The 15,904-nt window shown below is 67.8% G+C and carries 15 protein-coding genes; 10 read left to right on the top strand and 5 right to left on the bottom strand.

The annotated features are described in order from the left end of the window. The 3 genes from HY703_05940 to dnaA all read right to left on the bottom strand — a co-directional run. On the bottom strand, positions 1–547 hold a 547-nt coding region (locus HY703_05940; protein ID MBI4544712.1), incomplete at its 3' end, for a flavin reductase. Between the two features lie 32 nt (positions 548–579). Then, positions 580–1,695 (bottom strand): DNA polymerase III subunit beta, encoded by a 1,116-nt coding sequence (gene dnaN, locus HY703_05935; protein MBI4544711.1) that lies wholly within the window; start codon positions 1,693–1,695, stop codon positions 580–582. 212 nt (positions 1,696–1,907) lie between these two features. Next, positions 1,908–3,365 (bottom strand): chromosomal replication initiator protein DnaA, encoded by a 1,458-nt coding sequence (gene dnaA / locus HY703_05930; protein ID MBI4544710.1) that lies wholly within the window; start codon positions 3,363–3,365, stop codon positions 1,908–1,910. Positions 3,366–3,796: 431 nt separating this feature from the next. Between dnaA and rpmH the strand changes: the two genes are divergently transcribed. From rpmH to yidC, 4 genes are all read left to right on the top strand, one after another. Next, a complete protein-coding gene (rpmH, locus tag HY703_05925) occupies positions 3,797–3,949 on the top strand; it encodes a 50S ribosomal protein L34 (GenBank protein ID MBI4544709.1) in 153 nt (50 codons plus the stop codon). A 23-nt stretch (positions 3,950–3,972) separates the two neighbouring features. After that, positions 3,973–4,365, top strand: a complete 393-nt coding sequence (gene rnpA / locus HY703_05920; protein ID MBI4544708.1) for a ribonuclease P protein component — start codon at positions 3,973–3,975, stop codon at positions 4,363–4,365. Next, positions 4,338–4,550: a membrane protein insertion efficiency factor YidD gene (yidD, locus tag HY703_05915; GenBank protein ID MBI4544707.1), complete on the top strand. Its 213-nt coding sequence runs from the start codon at positions 4,338–4,340 to the stop codon at positions 4,548–4,550. Before rnpA ends, yidD begins: the two co-directional genes overlap by 28 nt. Before the next feature lie 165 nt (positions 4,551–4,715). Next, positions 4,716–6,398 (top strand): membrane protein insertase YidC, encoded by a 1,683-nt coding sequence (gene yidC, locus HY703_05910; protein MBI4544706.1) that lies wholly within the window; start codon positions 4,716–4,718, stop codon positions 6,396–6,398. Positions 6,399–6,622: 224 nt separating this feature from the next. Here the strand turns inward: yidC and HY703_05905 are convergent, their stop codons facing one another. Continuing rightward, positions 6,623–6,931, bottom strand: a complete 309-nt coding sequence (locus tag HY703_05905) for an acylphosphatase (protein ID MBI4544705.1) — start codon at positions 6,929–6,931, stop codon at positions 6,623–6,625. A 231-nt stretch (positions 6,932–7,162) separates the two neighbouring features. Here HY703_05905 and HY703_05900 point away from each other — a divergent pair, with 231 nt between their 5' ends. The 5 genes from HY703_05900 (at position 7,163) to HY703_05880 (ending at position 11,225) form a co-directional block, all read left to right on the top strand. Further along, positions 7,163–7,978, top strand: coding sequence for a ParA family protein (locus tag HY703_05900; protein MBI4544704.1), 816 nt, complete (start codon positions 7,163–7,165; stop codon positions 7,976–7,978). Between the two features lie 252 nt (positions 7,979–8,230). Next, positions 8,231–9,121: a ParB/RepB/Spo0J family partition protein gene (locus HY703_05895; GenBank protein MBI4544703.1), complete on the top strand. Its 891-nt coding sequence runs from the start codon at positions 8,231–8,233 to the stop codon at positions 9,119–9,121. Between the two features lie 105 nt (positions 9,122–9,226). Then, positions 9,227–9,991, top strand: a complete 765-nt coding sequence (locus tag HY703_05890; protein MBI4544702.1) for a M23 family metallopeptidase — start codon at positions 9,227–9,229, stop codon at positions 9,989–9,991. A 50-nt stretch (positions 9,992–10,041) separates the two neighbouring features. After that, positions 10,042–10,470 carry a polymer-forming cytoskeletal protein gene (locus HY703_05885; GenBank protein ID MBI4544701.1) on the top strand — a complete coding sequence of 143 codons (429 nt, stop codon included), beginning with the start codon at positions 10,042–10,044 and terminating at the stop codon, positions 10,468–10,470. A gap of 2 nt (positions 10,471–10,472) precedes the next feature. Next, positions 10,473–11,225, top strand: coding sequence for a Nif3-like dinuclear metal center hexameric protein (locus HY703_05880; GenBank protein MBI4544700.1), 753 nt, complete (start codon positions 10,473–10,475; stop codon positions 11,223–11,225). 26 nt (positions 11,226–11,251) lie between these two features. Here HY703_05880 and HY703_05875 read toward each other — a convergent pair whose 3' ends face one another. Next, positions 11,252–12,907: a M28 family peptidase gene (locus tag HY703_05875; GenBank protein ID MBI4544699.1), complete on the bottom strand. Its 1,656-nt coding sequence runs from the start codon at positions 12,905–12,907 to the stop codon at positions 11,252–11,254. Positions 12,908–13,084: 177 nt separating this feature from the next. Between HY703_05875 and HY703_05870 the strand changes: the two genes are divergently transcribed. Next, entirely contained in the window at positions 13,085–15,820 is a 2,736-nt protein-coding gene (locus tag HY703_05870; GenBank protein MBI4544698.1) for a peptidase M14, read from the top strand. The last annotated feature ends 84 nt before the right edge of the window (positions 15,821–15,904 follow it).

Here is a 15,904-nt window from a genome sequence, read left to right as displayed (position 1 = left end):
TGACCTCCCGCGCCAGCTCCTCTAGCTGCTCCTGCGCGCGCGCCAGTCGACTCTCGTAAAGCACCCGCAGCTTGTCCGGGACGTGGCTGCGGAAGTACTCGCTGCTCATGATCGGGCCTGGCGTCCCCTGCCTCACGGATACAATGTCTCCGAGGAAGAAGGTCGAGGCGCCTGCGTCCATGGCGTTGATGACCCGGCACTCGAAGGCGGCAAAGGCGTCCACCAGGATGGGGCAGCCCGTTTTTCCGCAGACCAGCTCCAGGCCCGCCAGCTTGTCCAGTTCCCTGCCACTCTGCAGGCCGAGCCGGTGCACGACATCCCACTGATCGCAGCGGAGCAGGTGCACGGCAAACACGCCGCTGGCGTAAACGAGCTCGTGCGTCCAGTTGGTCTTCGAGATGTAGACGGAAAGCCGGGGCAGGCCGGGGACCAGCGACGCGCGCTGGGCGCTGTTGGCAATCATCCCGTTGCCGCGCCCCGAAGCCGAGCTGGTCAGAGCCACGAGCGGCAGCGTCAGATGCTGCAGGAGCGCGTAGGTATCCTCCATGCCGACCGGGCTCGAGTGCAAGGACGTGCCTGCTACTCGAGGAGGCGTAACGGCATTACGAGGCACAAGTAGTCCGGCACCTCCGCGCCCTCGCGCGCCGCGGGCTGCACCGTCGCTGCCCGCTCAGGGGCCTTGAAGCAAAGCCGCGCCTCGTCCGTCGGGATGTAACGCAGCACTTCCAGCAGATAACTCGCGTTGAAGCCGATCTCGAGGGGTTCTCCGCTGTAATCGACCTCCAGCTCCTCGTGAGCTTCGCCCAGGTCCGGCGTTTCCACGGTGAAGCGGAGAAGCTGAGAGGTGAAGCTGAGACGCACGCGGTGCGTCTGCTCACTCGCCACGACAGCCATGCGGCGGAGCGCCTGAGAGAGCACCCCCTTGTCCACAATGGCCACCTTGTCGTTGTCGCGAGGGATAACCTGGTCGTAATTAGGATAGGGTCCCTCGATGAGCCGGGTGAACACCTGGGTATGAGCTTCGCGGAAGCCGAGGTGATTCTCCGTGCGGGCGACCTCGATCTGGGAACCGGGGCCGAACAGGCGCTGCACCTGGGCAAGGGCCTTGGGCGGAACAATCAGGTCAGCACGTGGGGCGCCGGGGGACACAACTCGCACGGCCATGCGCGCGAGCCTGTGCCCATTGGTGGCAACCATTTGCATCTGCTGATCGCCCAGCTCCCAAAGCACCCCATTCAGGATCGGGCGACTCTCTTCGCTCGAGACCGCAAAGGACGTCTGCTGGATCAACTCGTGCAGTACCTTCCCCGGAATACGCCAGCTATCCTGAAAGTCCACGGCCGGAAAGGTGGGGAACTCGTCCGGGGGCATACCATTCAGCTTGAACGCGGCGCGGCCACACAGCAGCTCCAATCTCTCACCGGACGCCGTTACGCGGATCGGGTGCTCCGGCAACTCACGGGCAAGCTCCTGGAACTTCTTGGCAGGAACAGTCAGCGCGCCCGATTCCTGGACTTGTGCCGGGACACGAAGCCGCACCGCCATGTCCAGGTCCGTTCCGCTCATTCGCACGGCATCCCCCTCTGCCTCGAGAAGGATGTTGGAGAGAACAGGAAGCGTGGTGCGCGTCGGAATGCTCGCACCTACGGCTCCGAGCCCATGCTGCAGGTTATCCCTGGTGATCGTGAATTGCATGCGTCCCCCTGTCGAGAGGCCTCGAGTAGCTCGCCGCAACGTCTAGGCTAATTCTTAAGGAACAAGATTTCTCGTCTTCATAGTAGTGGCTGTGGGTTTGTGAGCAACTTCCCCGGTTCGGCCAGGGAGCAAGTTGCAGCCTGAAGCCCTCTCGCCAACAGGTGCCTACCCGTCTGTGAGCGCAGCCTGTGGAAACCGTGTGGAAGCAAGGTTCAATTCGAACGTACACTGTCCGGGAGGCGTTTCCCACTCTCGGGCTGTTGGCTAGACCTGAGGGCCTCCCGTAGGGAGTCCAGACGCTGACGGAATTGCTCGTCCGCAGCCGCTGACTCCTGGACGCGGCACAGCGCATGAACAACCGTGGAATGATCTCGCCCACCGAAGTGCCGGCCTACCTCGACCAGGGAGAGTTTCAAGACCTCGCGCATCAGGTACATGGCTACGTGCCGGGGCACCGTTACGTCCTTGGTGCGACGGCTCGAACGGAGTGCGGCGACGTCGACGCCCCACGCTTGGGCCACCTGTCTGCAGATCAGGCTAGGCGAGAGCCCATCCGTGGCGGTCAGCCCCGGGTGGTCCCCGAAGACCTGCTGGGCGAACTCGCGGCTGAGCTCACGGCCGGTCAGCGACGCGTAAGCCAGCAGCTTGATGACTGTGCCCTCGATCTCGCGGACGCTCGATCGGCACGCTCGCGCCGCCAACTCGATTACCTCGTCGGTAAGGCGCAGTCCTGCTTCCGCCGCCTTGGCGCGCACGATGGCAACCCGTGTCTCCAGGTCGGGCGGCTGGATGTCCGCCACGAGTCCCCACTCGAAGCGCGAAACGAGGCGCCGATCCAGGCCATTGATCTCGCTGGGAGCTCGGTCGCTAATCAGCACGATCTGGCGCCGGGCCTCATGCAGGGTGTTGAAGGTGTGGAAAAATTCCTCTTGCGTGCGCTCCTTTCCGCCCAGGAACTGGACGTCATCGATCAACAGGAGCTCCACCTCCCGGTACCGGTGGCGGAACTCGGCGGTGCGCCCCGACTGGATCGCGCCAATGAGATCGTTCGTGAAGCGCTCGCTGCTCAGATAGGCGATGCGCCGCCCCGGGAACCGCTCGAGGAACAGGTGCCCCACGGCATGCGCAAGGTGGGTTTTGCCCAGACCGATACCACCGTAGATAAGCAAGGGGTTGTAGAGCCTGGCAGGAGATGTCGCGACGGCACGCGCGGCGGCAGCCGCGAGCTGGGAATTGGCGCCGACCACGAAGCGCTCGAACGTATACATCTCGTTGAGGCAGGGGCGAGCTGTAGGGCGCGGCGGCACCGAAAGCGCAGCCGCTGCCGGATCCAGCATCGTTCCGCCGACGGCCAGCGAAGCGACGTCGTCGCCCGCTACGGCCGGAGGCGAGCGCTCGGGGAACGGCTTGAAGGTGATGGGGAGAGGACGCCCTGCGATGGCCCTGGCGATATCCGCCAGCAGACTGCCGTAGCGGTCTTCGATCCACTCGGCCGCGAACTCGGTGCGCACACCGATGCAGAGCTCGGCGGCCGAGAGAGAAAGGGGCGCGGTCGGCCCAAGCCAGGTGCGGAAACTCGTTTCCGCAAGCTGCGGGCGAGCGCGCTCCAGAATCCTGGCCCAAAGCTCGACGGCGGTCAGCTCCATCGCGGTCAGGGAAGGCGGGGACATCGCATCGGGGGCGCCGGGGCGGCAAGCTAGATGCCGGCGAAGACCGCGTCAACCGAATGCTTTCCGGCGGTCCGAAAGTCGCCGTCTGGCGCGGCGGTTGCACGTCGGCCGGCCAGCACGGCGACGGGCGGCGGGGGCGGGAACGGGGGCGGCGGCGGCGCAAAAGGGGGGCGCAGCAGATGGGGTGCGGATTGGACCGGCTGGCGAAGCCCAACCAGGCCGACAACGAGAACCGGAAGAAAGGGCAGGAGAACAGAGCATGCAACCGACCGGAACCGAGCAAGAGAACGGGCGAAACGGGCACGGAACGGCCCCGGCGCGGAATAGCCCTGTCACGGAATAGCGCCGGCACGTCGGCACGTCTTGACCGGTGCCTGAGAGGGCGGCTACGTTGTAAATTCTGTGCATGGTCAAAGTGGAGCGAGGGATCTATGGGGAAGCCGACGTATCGACCGCGCAACCGCAAGCGGAAGAACAAGCATGGCTTTCGCGCGCGTATGAGCGACCGCGGCGGGCGGGCGACTCTGTCGCGGCGTCGGAAGAAGGGGCGCAAGCGGCTGACAGTCGCGACCGGCTCGAAGTAGCGAGCCGGCCGCCGGGAGGTGAGGTGGCCGTGCAGCGCGGCCGGGGGCGCAAGCGTTTGCCGTGCGAGGCCCGGATCCGCAAGAGTGGCGAGATCCGGGCGTTGTTTCAGCGGGGGAAGAAGAGCCGGACGGCCCATCTGGACGTCTTCGACTCGCCTTCCCCCGCGGTGCATCCGCGGGTGGGAGTGGTGGTGCCGCGGCACCGGCATTCTGCCGTGCAGCGGAACCGCCTGAAGCGGCGGATCCGGGAGATCCTGCGGCAAGTGCTCCTCCCCTCGCTGCGCGATGCCGGCTTGCGGCAAGACGTTCTGGTGCGTGCCAGGGCGGAGGCCTACGGCGCGCCGTTTGCCGAGCTGCGCACCGAGCTCGTGGATTGGTGGGAGCGACGATGGCCGCGCAGGCCCTCCTGGCCCTGATCCGGTTCTACCGCGCCGCGGTCTCGCCGGCGCTGCGACCTGCGTGCCGTTTCACTCCGAGCTGTTCGGCGTACGCGGAGGAGGCGGTGCGGCGCTATGGCGCGCTACGCGGCGGCTGGCTGGCCGCACGGCGGCTGCTCCGGTGCCGGCCGCTGGGCGGGAAAGGTTACGATCCGGTACCCTGAGTGGTCGAATCCCAAATTCGGCGCCCGGTGCGCGCCCTACTGGTGAACTCGACCATTAAATAAGCTGGTGGCGGCAGAGTTCGCCCGGCCTCGCGGCAGCGGCTGGGGATGCAGGCGCAGTGGAATGCCACGGGAATTTCGGTGACTGGCCACTAAACAGGGCTGATGGACAGCACTCGCTTTCTGCTGGCGATCGTCCTGACGATCGCCGTCGTGATCATTACGAACCTGCTGTTCCCACCGGCGCCGCAGCGTCCGCCGACGCCGCCCGGCGAGGCGCCCGTGCCCGCGGACACGGGGCCGCGGGCCGAGCCTCCGGCGGCCGCGCGCGCAGACACCCCCCGGCCAGAGCGCGCGGGGCCGGCCGGCGCGGCCGCCCAGGTCCCGGAGACGTTGGCGCCGGCCGATACGGTGGTCGTGGAATCACGTTTGTACCGCTTCGGCCTTTCCACGCGGGGCGCGGCGCTGGTTTCCGCGGAGCTGCTGCAGTTCGCCTCCTTCACTCGAGACGGGCCGGTCCAGCTCGTGCCGCCGGAAGCGCCCGCGCTACTGGGCTACCGGGTTCAGGTCGGCCCGCGGCTCGTCGACCTCTCGCGCCTGGCGTTCCAGGGGGAGCCGCAAGCCCAGGCGAGGCTCGAGCCCGGCCGCCGCGAGCGCACGGTCCGGTTCGCCTTCCAGGACCCGGAATCGGATCTCTCCCTCGAGGTCAGCTACACCTTCCAGCCGGAGAGTTACGTGATCCAGGTGGCGGGGCGCGTGCACGCTGAAGGGGAGACGCCGCGCCTGCTGCTGGATCTGGGTCCGCGACTCGGCATCAACGAGGCGGACTCCGCTGAGGACCAGCGGGCGATGGCCTACGTCATTAACAGTCGCCGGGAGGGCGTTCGGAGTGTGGCGCTCGGGCAGGTGGAAGGCGAGCGCATCGAGGAAGGCCCGCTCTCCTGGGTCGGTCTCAAGAATAAGTACTTCCTGCTGGCGGCACTGAGTCCTGCAGCCGAGGACGGTGGGCAGTTCGGTGGCGTGATTGCCCGCGAAGTTCCTGGGGCCTGGGCCGCCGCGGAGCTGGCGGTTCCCGCCCCCGTGGACCGGGACGGATCCTTCCGCTTCCAACTCTATGTCGGCCCGCAGGAATACGAACGCCTGGTGGCCCTGGGGCGCGGGCTGGAAGAAGCGAACCCTTACGGCTGGCGGGTGCTCCGCCCCATCATTCGCCCCCTCGCCCACGTGATCACGTGGGCGCTGGTACAGCTCCACGCCGCTCTCAATCTAGCCTACGGCTGGGTGCTGATCCTCTTCGGCGTGGGCGTTCGAATGGTGCTCTGGCCGCTCAATGCGCGCGCCATGCGCTCCCAGATGAAGAACATGGAGCTCCAGCCCCGGATGAAGGAGATCCAGGAGAAGTACAAGGCGGACCCGCAACGGCTTCAGAAGGAGATGCTGCGGCTTTACAAGGAGGAGGGATTCAATCCGCTGGGCGGGTGCCTCCCCATGTTGATCCCGTTCCCCGTGCTGATCACACTCTTCTTCGTCTTCCAGAGCACGATCGAGTTCCGAGGCGTCGAGTTCATGTGGCTGCCGGACCTTTCGCGTCGCGACCCCTTCTATATCCTGCCCGTGGTGCTCGGCGGGAGCATGTTCCTCATGCAGTGGCTCAGCTCTCGCTCCATGCCAGCGGCCAATCCGCAAATGAAGGCGATGATGTGGTTCATGCCGGCCTTCATGGTGCTGATCTTCCTGAACCTGGCGTCGGGGCTCAATCTGTATTACGCAGCCCAGAACCTGGCTTCCGTCCCGCAGCAGATCCAGCTCACGCGAGAACGCCAGCGGCGTCTGCCACGGGCCCCTTAGTTTGGCGGTCGAATTCGTAAGTACGGTCGCATTCGGCCGCCGATCCATCCCCGCTGGCGGCGTCGCGCTCCCAGGCGTGGCTTTCCCCTCGTCGAGCGCTTCAAACTCCCGGTCGCAGCCTGAGGAGCATGGAACCCGAACAAACACCGTAAACCTTGACGGACCAGCTCAGATGTCCCGGTGCGTCACCGCACTTACGAACTCAACCACTGAGCCCCCTCGGTTCAGGGGACGATCTCGAAGCTGTCGGGGAGGGGTTGGCCTGGGGGTGCGATCTCCTCGAGGCGCGCCACCAGGGCTCCGGGTGGCCCCTGCTGCAGCAAGCGACGGAACCGCTCGACGGTTTCCGCAGGGCCGTGAGCGTGCACCTCGACCGCCCCATCCGGGCAGTTCCGCACCACCCCCTGGAGGCCTAGATCGCGCGCCTGGCGGCGAGCCCACCAGCGGAAGCCCACCCCCTGAACCTGCCCGGTTATCCGGAAGCTTCGGTACTCCGACACGGCCCGCTCGTGCTCCCCTCGCGCCGTCCCCAGTGGCCAGCGGAGGATCCCCCGGCCGCCGCCCGCCAGTGCCCCCGCGACCTTGCCGGTGCCACGCGAGTCCCGTCCGGGTATTCGGGGTTCGCGCAACAGATGGGCGGCCGCGCAACAGGTGGTGCCGTTTCACGTGAAACACTGGGTCTCGCGTCGCCTGCGCTTTACCGTCACGGGGCACCCGCGGTATATTCGTCCCTCACCCCGGCACCTTGCAACCCCTGGAGCTTCATGTCTCGCGTGATTGCGGTGGCCAACCAGAAGGGCGGCGTGGGGAAGACGACGACCGCCGTCAACCTGGGCGCTTGTTTGGGCGTGGCGGAACGGCGGACCCTGGTGGTGGACATGGATCCGCAAGGGAATGCCACCAGCGGCCTGGGGCTGGACCGGTCGAAGCTGCAAGCCTCTGTCTACGAGGTGCTGGTGGACGGGGTGCAGCTCGAGGCGGCAGTCGTGCGGCAGGTGCACTTCTCCTATCTGGACGTCGTGCCCTCGAGTCAGGATCTGGTGGGGGCCGAGGTCGAGCTGGTCGGGCGCCCGGATCGCGAGCTGGTGCTGCGGCGGGCGCTGCACCCGCTGCTCGGGGAGTACCAGTACGTACTCATCGACTGCCCGCCGTCCCTGGGGCTGCTCACGCTGAATACGCTGGCGGCGGCGGACGCGGTGTTGATCCCGATCCAGTGCGAGTTTTACGCGCTCGAGGGGCTCTCGCAGTTGCTGAACACGGTGCGGCTCATGCAGCGCAACGTGAATGCGCACCTTCAGATCGAGGGGGTCCTCCTCACGATGTACGATCAGCGGCTGAACCTGTCGCGCCAGGTAGCGGAGGAGGCGCGGGAGTATTTTGGCGCGCGCATGTACCGGTCGGTAATTCCCCGCAACGTGCGGCTGGCGGAAGCCCCCAGTTTTGGCAAGCCGATCATCACGTACGACGTGATGTCGCAGGGCGCGCAGAGCTATCTGGCGCTGGCGCAGGAGTTCATTGCCCGGTCGGACGCCGCGACCGCGGAGGCGGACCCGGGGGTCGAGGTCGGGTTCAGGTCGTGAGTGGTCGAGCTCAGAGGGTTGGCGCGCCCCGAGGGCGGCGAGCCGCCCTGGGAGCAAAGGGCGCAACTGAGGCGTAGTCACTGGGGCTACGCCCGCGGGGAGCGCAACCGCAGCGACCGCAGGGAGCGGAGGTCGAGGAAGGGGCGGGGCTGGGCGGTGGCCTGGTGGGGAGTGAATGCCGCCCGCGGGATGGATCCGTGGCCGAATGCTGCCGTACGGGTGGATTCGTCCACGAGGAGGAGGGCTTGGGCCATGCAGAAGCGTGACCGGCTGGGCCGGGGTCTGGAAGCGCTGCTGGGAGACTACCTGACGCCGCTGCCGGCTGACGCTGGGGCGGTGCGGCAGCTGGCCGTCTCCGCCATTGCGCCCAACCGGTTCCAGCCGCGTCGCGAGTTTTCGGACTCGGAACTGGCGGAGCTGACGGAGTCGATTCGCGCCAACGGTCTACTCCAGCCGGTGATTGTGCGGCCGGCGCGGGAGGGGTCTCTGGCTGCGTGGGAGCTGGTGGCGGGGGAGCGGCGCTGGCGAGCGGTGCTGCGTCTGGGCTGGCGGGAGATTCCCGCGCTGGTACGCGATGTCGATGACCCGACCCTTCTTGTGCTGGCGCTGGTCGAGAACCTGCAGCGCTCGGGACTTTCGCCGCTGGAAGAAGCTGCAGGGTACGAGCGGCTGGCATCCGAATTTGGACTTTCGCACCAGCAGATCGCGGAGGCGGTCGGGCGCGACCGCTCGACGGTGGTGAACATGGTCCGACTGTTGCAACTGCCCGCGGCGGTCCGCCGGCTGCTGGCGGAAGGGAAGCTGACTGCCGGGCATGCGCGCGCGCTCCTGGGGCTGGAGGACGAGCGGCGGATCGTCGAGCTCGCCGACGAGGCTGTCCGGGTGGGGTGGAATGTGCGCGAGGTGGAGCGGCAGGTGCGGCGGCGGAGGGGGCATTCCGAGCCGGAGGCGGCGGCCGGCCCGCGCGATCCGACCGAGTTGAGGCTGGAGGAAGAATTGCAGCGGGCGCTGGGCGCCGCGGTGCGGATCCGCCGGGCGCGCGGTACCGCGGGGCGGATCGAGATTCCGTTTTCCGGCCCTGAGGATTTCGAGCGGCTCTATGAACTGCTGACCCGCAGGTCGGTGCTGGAGGTCACCTCGTAGTGGTCGAGTTCACACGTACGGTGTCGAATGCCGCCGTATTTGTCGATTCGACCACCAGGCTCCGGGAGCGAGCTGCGCGGTGTTCCGGGCGAAGAGGGGCGAGGTATGGAGGATAAACGACTCACGTTGATTCTGGTCCCCCACGGTGACCTCGAGACGCGCACGTTCGAGATCTCCTATCGCCATCTCAAGTTCCTGCTTTTCGGCGGCGGCGTGCTGCTGGCTACCTTCGTGGTCATTGTCTCGCTGTGGTGGTACGTCGCGGCCCAAGCTGCCCGTGTGCCGGGGCTGGAGCGGGAGCTGACCCGGCTGCGCGGCGAGCGTGCGCAGGTGGCGGAGCTGGCGCGTACCCTGGCCGAGGTCGAGGCGCAGTACGAGCGGGTGCGGCAGCTCCTGGGCGCCGATGCCGCCGGCAAGAGCGCCGACACCTGGCTTCCACCCTTGCGGCGAGAAGAAGAGGGGCGGGGTGCGGAATCGGGCGGTGCGGCGGCGCGCCCCACGAGCTGGCCGCTGACGCAGCCGGGGTACATCACTCGGGAATTGACCGGCGGCGACCGAGCGCGCCACCCTGGCCTGGACATCGCCGTGTCCCAGGACTCATACATCCGGGCGGCGGGGCCCGGCGTGGTGAAGGATGCGGGGCGCGACGACGTTTACGGCTATTACGTTCTGATCGATCATGGCAACGGCTACGAGAGCATGTACGGCCATGCGTCGGCCCTGTTCGTCAGCGCGGGGCGCAGAGTGGAGCGGAACGAGGTGATCGCGCTGAGCGGGTCAACGGGGCGGTCCACTGCACCTCATCTTCACTTCGAGATCCGGAAAGATGGCCAGGCGGTCGATCCGCTGAGCCTCGTACGCCAGCCGTAAGAAACCCAGTGCTATTCGGAAAGAAAGACCCCCAGACGGGTGCCCCACAAATGGCCAAAGAGCAGGTAGCGCCGCAGGCGCCGCGGGAGAGCGTGATCTCGATCATCGGCCCGGGAATGCGGGTAACCGGTGACTGTGAGACGGAAGGCACTCTCCGCATCGAAGGGACGGTAGACGGTACGGTGCGGGCGGGGAAGGCGGTGGTAGTGGGAAGGGACGGAGTGGTCAACGGCGACATCACGACTCAAGACGCAGTGATCGGCGGCAAGGTGGTGGGGACCATCATTGCGGAGAGCCGGCTCGAGATGCAGGCGACCTGCGTGATCGAGGGGGAGATTCGCGCGCGGCGCATCAAGCTGGATGAAGGTGGGCGTGTGAACGGCAGCGTGCATACCGGCGAAACGAAAGCTCCGCCGCCAAAGGCAAAGGCTGCATATGGGAGCGCGGAGGTGGGAAGGCCGGCCCCCGCCGCAGGTTAGGGATGCGCCTTCACGAGCTGGTTGCCTACCTGGACGAATACCTGCGGACGCGGGAAGTCCCGGACTGGCCGGAAGCGCTGAACGGGCTGCAGGTTGAGAACCGGGGCGCAGTGACGCGCGTGGCCGCCGCGGTAGATGCCAGTGAGGCGGCGGTGCAGGCTGCGGCAGAGCGGGGGTGCGACCTGCTCCTGGTGCACCACGGTCTTTTCTGGGACGGCAACCGCCCGCTCACGGGGCGGCGCTACCGTCGCGTGAATCCGTTGCTGCAGCATGACATAGCCGTCTACAGCTCTCACCTCCCCCTGGATCTGCATCCCGAGGTCGGCAACAACGCAGTGCTGGCGCGGGAGCTGGGGATCGAGCTGGAAGGGGCTTTTGCGCAGGAGCGAGGCGTGGCGGTGGGCGTTTGGGGGAACCTCGAGCTGACGCGGGACGCGCTGGCGGCCAGGCTGGAGGAGCTGCACGGCGGGCGGGTTCGGCTGATCGCGGGTGGCCCCGAGTGGATCACGCGCGTGGGAGTGGTGACGGGTGCGGGCGGCAGTCTGATTGGTGACGCCATCGCCGCGGGTCTGGACGCGTACATTACGGGCGAGGGGCCGCACCACACCTACTTTGACGCGGTCGAGGGTGGGATCAATGTGTATTACGCCGGTCACTACGCCACCGAGGTGTGGGGCGTCCGCGCGCTGGCGGCCCACCTGGCGGCCCGCTTCGGCCTGCCCTGGGAGTTCCTGGATCTCCCCACCGGACTCTGAGAAGACCGAGTCTTTGGCGCGTTGAGCTAGCGGGCGCGCCGGCGCAGGGAGCGGTCCCGGACCGCCTTGAATTCCGAGCCGTCGTACCACTCGGGACCGTTCCTGGCCTGGGCGACGTCGTAACCGACCAGGAAGGCGAGGCGCGCTTGCTGGATGGCGCCGCCCAGGTCGGCGCCGGCGTCGAACTCGTCGGAGGGCTGATGGTAGCGTTCCGCGTCGTAGCGCTCCATGAGCTGCAATCCCCAGCCGGCAGGCCGGCCCTTGAATTCGAGGCCGTGCTCGAGGTAGAGAGCCGGCACGCCGGCGCGGGCGAAGGGGAAGTGGTCGGAGCGGAAAAAGAACCCCTTTTCCGGCGCGCGGTCGGGTGTGAGGCGGAGGCCGAGCTGGCGCGCGCGGGTCTCGGCGATGCGGCCCAGGGTGGAGCGTTCCGCGCCCAGCGCGACCACATCGCGTGTCTCACCCCAGAGGTTCGCGCCATCGATGTTGATGTTGGCCATGGTGCGGGGGATGGGGAACAGAGGCTGCTGGACGTAATAGGCTGCGCCCAGCAGCCCTGCCTCTTCGGCGGCGGTGGCCAGGAAGAGAACCGAGCGATCGGGCCGGGGGCTGAGGTGGGCGAAGGCGTCCGCGACCTCGAGCAGAAGCCCCACGCCGCTGGCGTTGTCATATGCGCCGTTGTAGATGGAATCGCCGCTCACGGCTGTGCCGATGCCGAGGTGGTCGTAATGGGCCGTGTAGACGACGATTTCGTCGCGCCGCTCGGGGTCCTGTCCCGGTAGCAAGCCGGCTACATTGGCCGTCTGCAGGTGCCGGATGCGGCTTGGGATCCGGGCATGGACAGTAATGCCGGTCGCGATGGGGCGGAAATCACGCCGGGCCGCCAGCACGTACAGCTCCTCGAGGCTGTGGCCGGCTTCGACCAGCAACCGGCGCGCGAATTCGCGTTGGATCCAGCCCTCGAGCGCGAGTGCCGGGGGCGCGCCCGGCTCGCGGGGCAATGCGAACTGCTCCCCGCCCCATGAGCTTTCGACCACACTCCAGGGGTAGCCGGCGCCATCCCGCGTGTGCAGGAGGAGGGCGCCCGCCGCGCCCTGGCGCTCTGCCTCCTCGAACTTGTACGTCCAGCGTCCGTAGTAGGTCATGGCGCGGCCGCCGAAGAGTGCCGGCTCCTCGGGTGGCGCAGGCGGGTCATTGACCAGGACGAGCAGGATCTTGCCTCCCAGGTCCCGGCCTTTGAAGTCGTCCCAGCGGTATTCGGGCGCCCTGGCGCCGTAGCCGACGAAGACCAGCTCGCCGGCGACGTCAGCGGCTGGCTCTTCCGCGGCCGTCCAGATGACGGCGTCCGCGGGGTAGCGTGCGGGCATGCTCCTGCCCCGGGCCTCGAACTCGAGCGAGAGGTTACCCTTGTCCGCGGTGATCCCGACGACGGGTACCTCCTGGAAATAGCTTCCCTTTACCGGCTCGAGCCCGGCCCGCGCGAACTGGGTGGCGATGTAGAGCGCGGCCAGCTCCCCACCGCGTGTTGCCGGAGCCCGACCCTCGAGCAGATCATGGGAGAGGAATTGCACGTGGGCCCGCAGCTCGTCGGCCGTAATGCTGGAGAGGGCGGCTTGCAGCGTGTCGCGGAGCTGGAACGCGGTGGTGGCCAGGCCGGCCAGCAAGGCCAGGGTTGCCGTGCGCATGGTTCGGCTGCGATTCGGGCATGGAAAAGCGGCGGCAGTCCCAGAGCGACGGCGCGCCGCGTGATTCGTCGCACAACATAAGGAGTTACGGCCGCGCTTTGCAAACGGGCACCCGCCGGCGATAGCTTTCCAGGGAATCCACGGACGACTTCCAGGCCCGCAGACGAGGGTCCCCGCATGAGCTCGGCGTTCCCCAACTCTGTTGCGCGACGCGGCTGGCTGCTGGCGTTGCTGCTGGCGGGCGGTGCGTCGGTAGCGCACCCCCAACGCCCGCTGCCTGCGGCACCAGCCGCGTCGCGCGAGGCGCGGCCGGCCAGCGCCCTGCAGGCTGCGGCGCCGCATCCGGCGGAGGTCTTCGGGTTCGAGCCGGGGGCCGATTACAAGCTGGCGGACCACTCCCAGATCGTGGACTACTTCCGGCGCCTGGACCGGGCCAGCGACCGCGTGCTGGTCCGTGAGATCGGGCGCTCCGTGCTGGGGCGTCCGCTGATCCTGGCCTTCATTTCCAGTGCGGAGAATATCAGCCGGCTCGAGCAACTGCGCGCCATCAGCACGCGCCTGGCGCGGGCGGCGGACGTGCCGGAGGAGGAGGCCCGGCGCCTGGCGGCTGAAGGGAAGGCGGTGGTCTGGATCGATGGCGGGCTGCACGCCACCGAGGTGGCCGGCGCGCAGCAGATGCCGCTCCTCGCCTACCTGGTGGCCACAGAGGAATCGGAGGCGATGCGGCGCATCCGGCAGGAGGTAGTGCTGCTGCTCATGCCGGTCATGAACCCGGACGGGCTGGATATCACAGCGGGCTGGTACCGCCGCCATCTGGGGACGCCCTTCGAGACCAGCGATCTTCCCTGGCTGTATCACCACTACGTGGGGCACGACAACAACCGGGATTTCTACATGCTGACGCAGCCGGAGTCGCGTGCCGTGGCCAGGTTACTGTACCACGAGTGGTATCCGCAGATCGTGTACAACCACCACCAGACGGCGCCCTTTCCTGCGCGCATTTTCGTGCCGCCGTTCGCCGACCCGGTGAACCCGAACATCCCGCCACTGGTGACGCGGGGGGTGAACCTGCTGGGCTCCGCCATGACGCGGCGGTTCGCGGAGGAGCGCAAGCCCGGGCCGGTCTCGCGAGTAGGCTTCGACATGTGGTGGAACGGCGGCATGCGGACGGCGCCCTACTTCCACAACATGGTGGGCATCCTGACCGAGACCGCGCTCTACCGTTACGCGACGCCCAAAGAGTACTCGGCTGACTCGCTGCCCAGGAGCTTCGGGCGGGGCAGCTCGATGTCGGCGGCGGAGCCGAGCGTCTTCTACCCCGATCCCTGGCGCGGCGGGTGGTGGCGGCTTGGCGACGCCGTGGACTACATGATCACGGCTTCGCTGGCGGTGCTGGAGACGGCTGCGGCGCTTCGGGAGGAGTGGCTGTACAACATCTACCGGATGGGCCGCTGGGCGATCGAGGCAGGGCAACGCGGGAGCCCCTTCGCTTTTGTGATCCCTTCAGGTGAGCAGTGGGATGCTGGAGAAGCGGCGGAGCTTGTGCGCGTGCTGCGCTGGGGCGGTATTGACGTAACCCGCGCCGCGGAGGCCTTCGAGGCTGGGGGTAAGCGCTTTGCGGCCGGCTCCTACGTGATCTACACGGCCCAGGCGTTCCGCGCCTATATCCTCGACCTGCTGGAGAAGCAGGTATATCCGGACATGCGCCTGTACGCGGGCGGACCGCCGGCACCGCCCTATGACATGACGGGGTGGACTTTGCCCATCCAGATGGGCGTCAGGGTGGAGCGGGTGGAGGCGCCCTTCCGGGTCGCGGGGGAGCCGGTGGCTGAGCCTGCGTTGCCGGCAGGGCGGGTCACGGGGGAGGCGGCGTTCGGCTACGTACTATCGCACAGGCCGAATGCGAGCGCCCTGGCGATAAACCGGCTGCTGCGGGCGGGGGAGCGTGTGGCGTGGGCGCGGGAGCCGTTCCAGGCGGGAGGCGCGACGCACGACGCGGGTGCGATCGTAGTGCGCGCGCGAGGGGATCGCACGCGCGCGCGCGTCGAGGCGCTGTCCCGGGAGCTGGGCCTGGATCTTATGGGCCTGGCTGCACGCCCTGCCGTGGCGCTGCGTGAGCTGCGACTGCCGCGCGTGGCGCTGTATAAGTCCTGGGTTGCGAACATGGACGAGGGCTGGACGCGCTGGCTGCTCGAACGCTACGAATTTGCACTGGACACGCTGCACGACGGCGACATCCGGCGGGGGCAGCTCTCGAAGTATGACGCGATTGTTCTGCCCGATCAAAGCGCGGAGCGCATCCTGAACGGGCACCGGGCGGGGTCGATGCCGGCGGAGTACGTGGGCGGGCTGGGGGTCGAGGGCGCGGCGGCGCTCAAGCGCTATGTGGCGCAGGGCGGACGTGTCGTGGCGCTGGACGGGGCGGCGAACTTTGTGATCGAGCAGTTCGGGCTGCCCCTGCGCGATGCCGTTGACGGAGTGCCGACCGAGCAGTTCTTCGTGCCCGGGTCGCTGCTGCGGCTGGCAGTGGATCCCAGCCATCCCGTGGGCTACGGCATGCCTGCGGAGGCGGCTGCGTTCTTCGTGCGCAGCCGTGCCTTCGACATTCTGGAGCCCGCGGAGGCCGGCGGGAGGAGGGCCGATCGCGCGCCGCTCGAAGTGGTGGCGCACTATCCCCCCGGAGAGCTGCTGCTCAGCGGCTGGGCGTTGGGAGAAAAAAAGCATCTTGGGGGCAAGGCTGCCGTAGTCCGCGCGCAGCTCGGGAGTGGCGATGTCGTGCTAATCGGCTTCCGCTCCCAGTTCCGCGGGCAGCCGCGCGCCACCTTCAAGCTGCTGTTCAACGCCCTGCACGGTGCCACGCTGCCAGATCGGTCCGGTCCAGGCGCGGCTGCGGCAGGCGCGACCGGCGAGTAGCCCAATGCATCCTCGCGCTTCAGGCGTCGCCGGAGGCGGGGCGGGACTGCCCTCCGGCGGCCAGCGCTCGATCAGTCGTGACGC

This window comes from Gemmatimonadota bacterium, assembly GCA_016209965.1.
Classification (GTDB): Bacteria; Gemmatimonadota; Gemmatimonadetes; order Longimicrobiales; family RSA9; genus JACQVE01.
Note: the sequence above shows the minus strand (reverse complement) of the source record. Positions and strands in the feature narration are given on the sequence as shown.

Bases quoted from the DNA above. Each gene is read 5' to 3' on its own strand.
- dnaN (MBI4544711.1), bottom strand. From the start codon at position 1,695: ATGCAATTCACGATCACCAGGGATAACCTGCAGCATGGGCTCGGAGCC.
- dnaA (MBI4544710.1), bottom strand. From the start codon at position 3,365: ATGTCCCCGCCTTCCCTGACCGCGATGGAGCTGACCGCCGTCGAGCTT.
- rpmH (MBI4544709.1), top strand. From the start codon at position 3,797: ATGGGGAAGCCGACGTATCGACCGCGCAACCGCAAGCGGAAGAACAAG.
- yidD (MBI4544707.1), top strand. From the start codon at position 4,338: ATGGCCGCGCAGGCCCTCCTGGCCCTGATCCGGTTCTACCGCGCCGCG.
- yidC (MBI4544706.1), top strand. From the start codon at position 4,716: ATGGACAGCACTCGCTTTCTGCTGGCGATCGTCCTGACGATCGCCGTC.
- HY703_05900 (MBI4544704.1), top strand. From the start codon at position 7,163: ATGTCTCGCGTGATTGCGGTGGCCAACCAGAAGGGCGGCGTGGGGAAG.
- HY703_05895 (MBI4544703.1), top strand. From the start codon at position 8,231: ATGCAGAAGCGTGACCGGCTGGGCCGGGGTCTGGAAGCGCTGCTGGGA.
- HY703_05890 (MBI4544702.1), top strand. From the start codon at position 9,227: ATGGAGGATAAACGACTCACGTTGATTCTGGTCCCCCACGGTGACCTC.
- HY703_05885 (MBI4544701.1), top strand. From the start codon at position 10,042: ATGGCCAAAGAGCAGGTAGCGCCGCAGGCGCCGCGGGAGAGCGTGATC.
- HY703_05880 (MBI4544700.1), top strand. From the start codon at position 10,473: ATGCGCCTTCACGAGCTGGTTGCCTACCTGGACGAATACCTGCGGACG.
- HY703_05875 (MBI4544699.1), bottom strand. From the start codon at position 12,907: ATGCGCACGGCAACCCTGGCCTTGCTGGCCGGCCTGGCCACCACCGCG.
- HY703_05870 (MBI4544698.1), top strand. From the start codon at position 13,085: ATGAGCTCGGCGTTCCCCAACTCTGTTGCGCGACGCGGCTGGCTGCTG.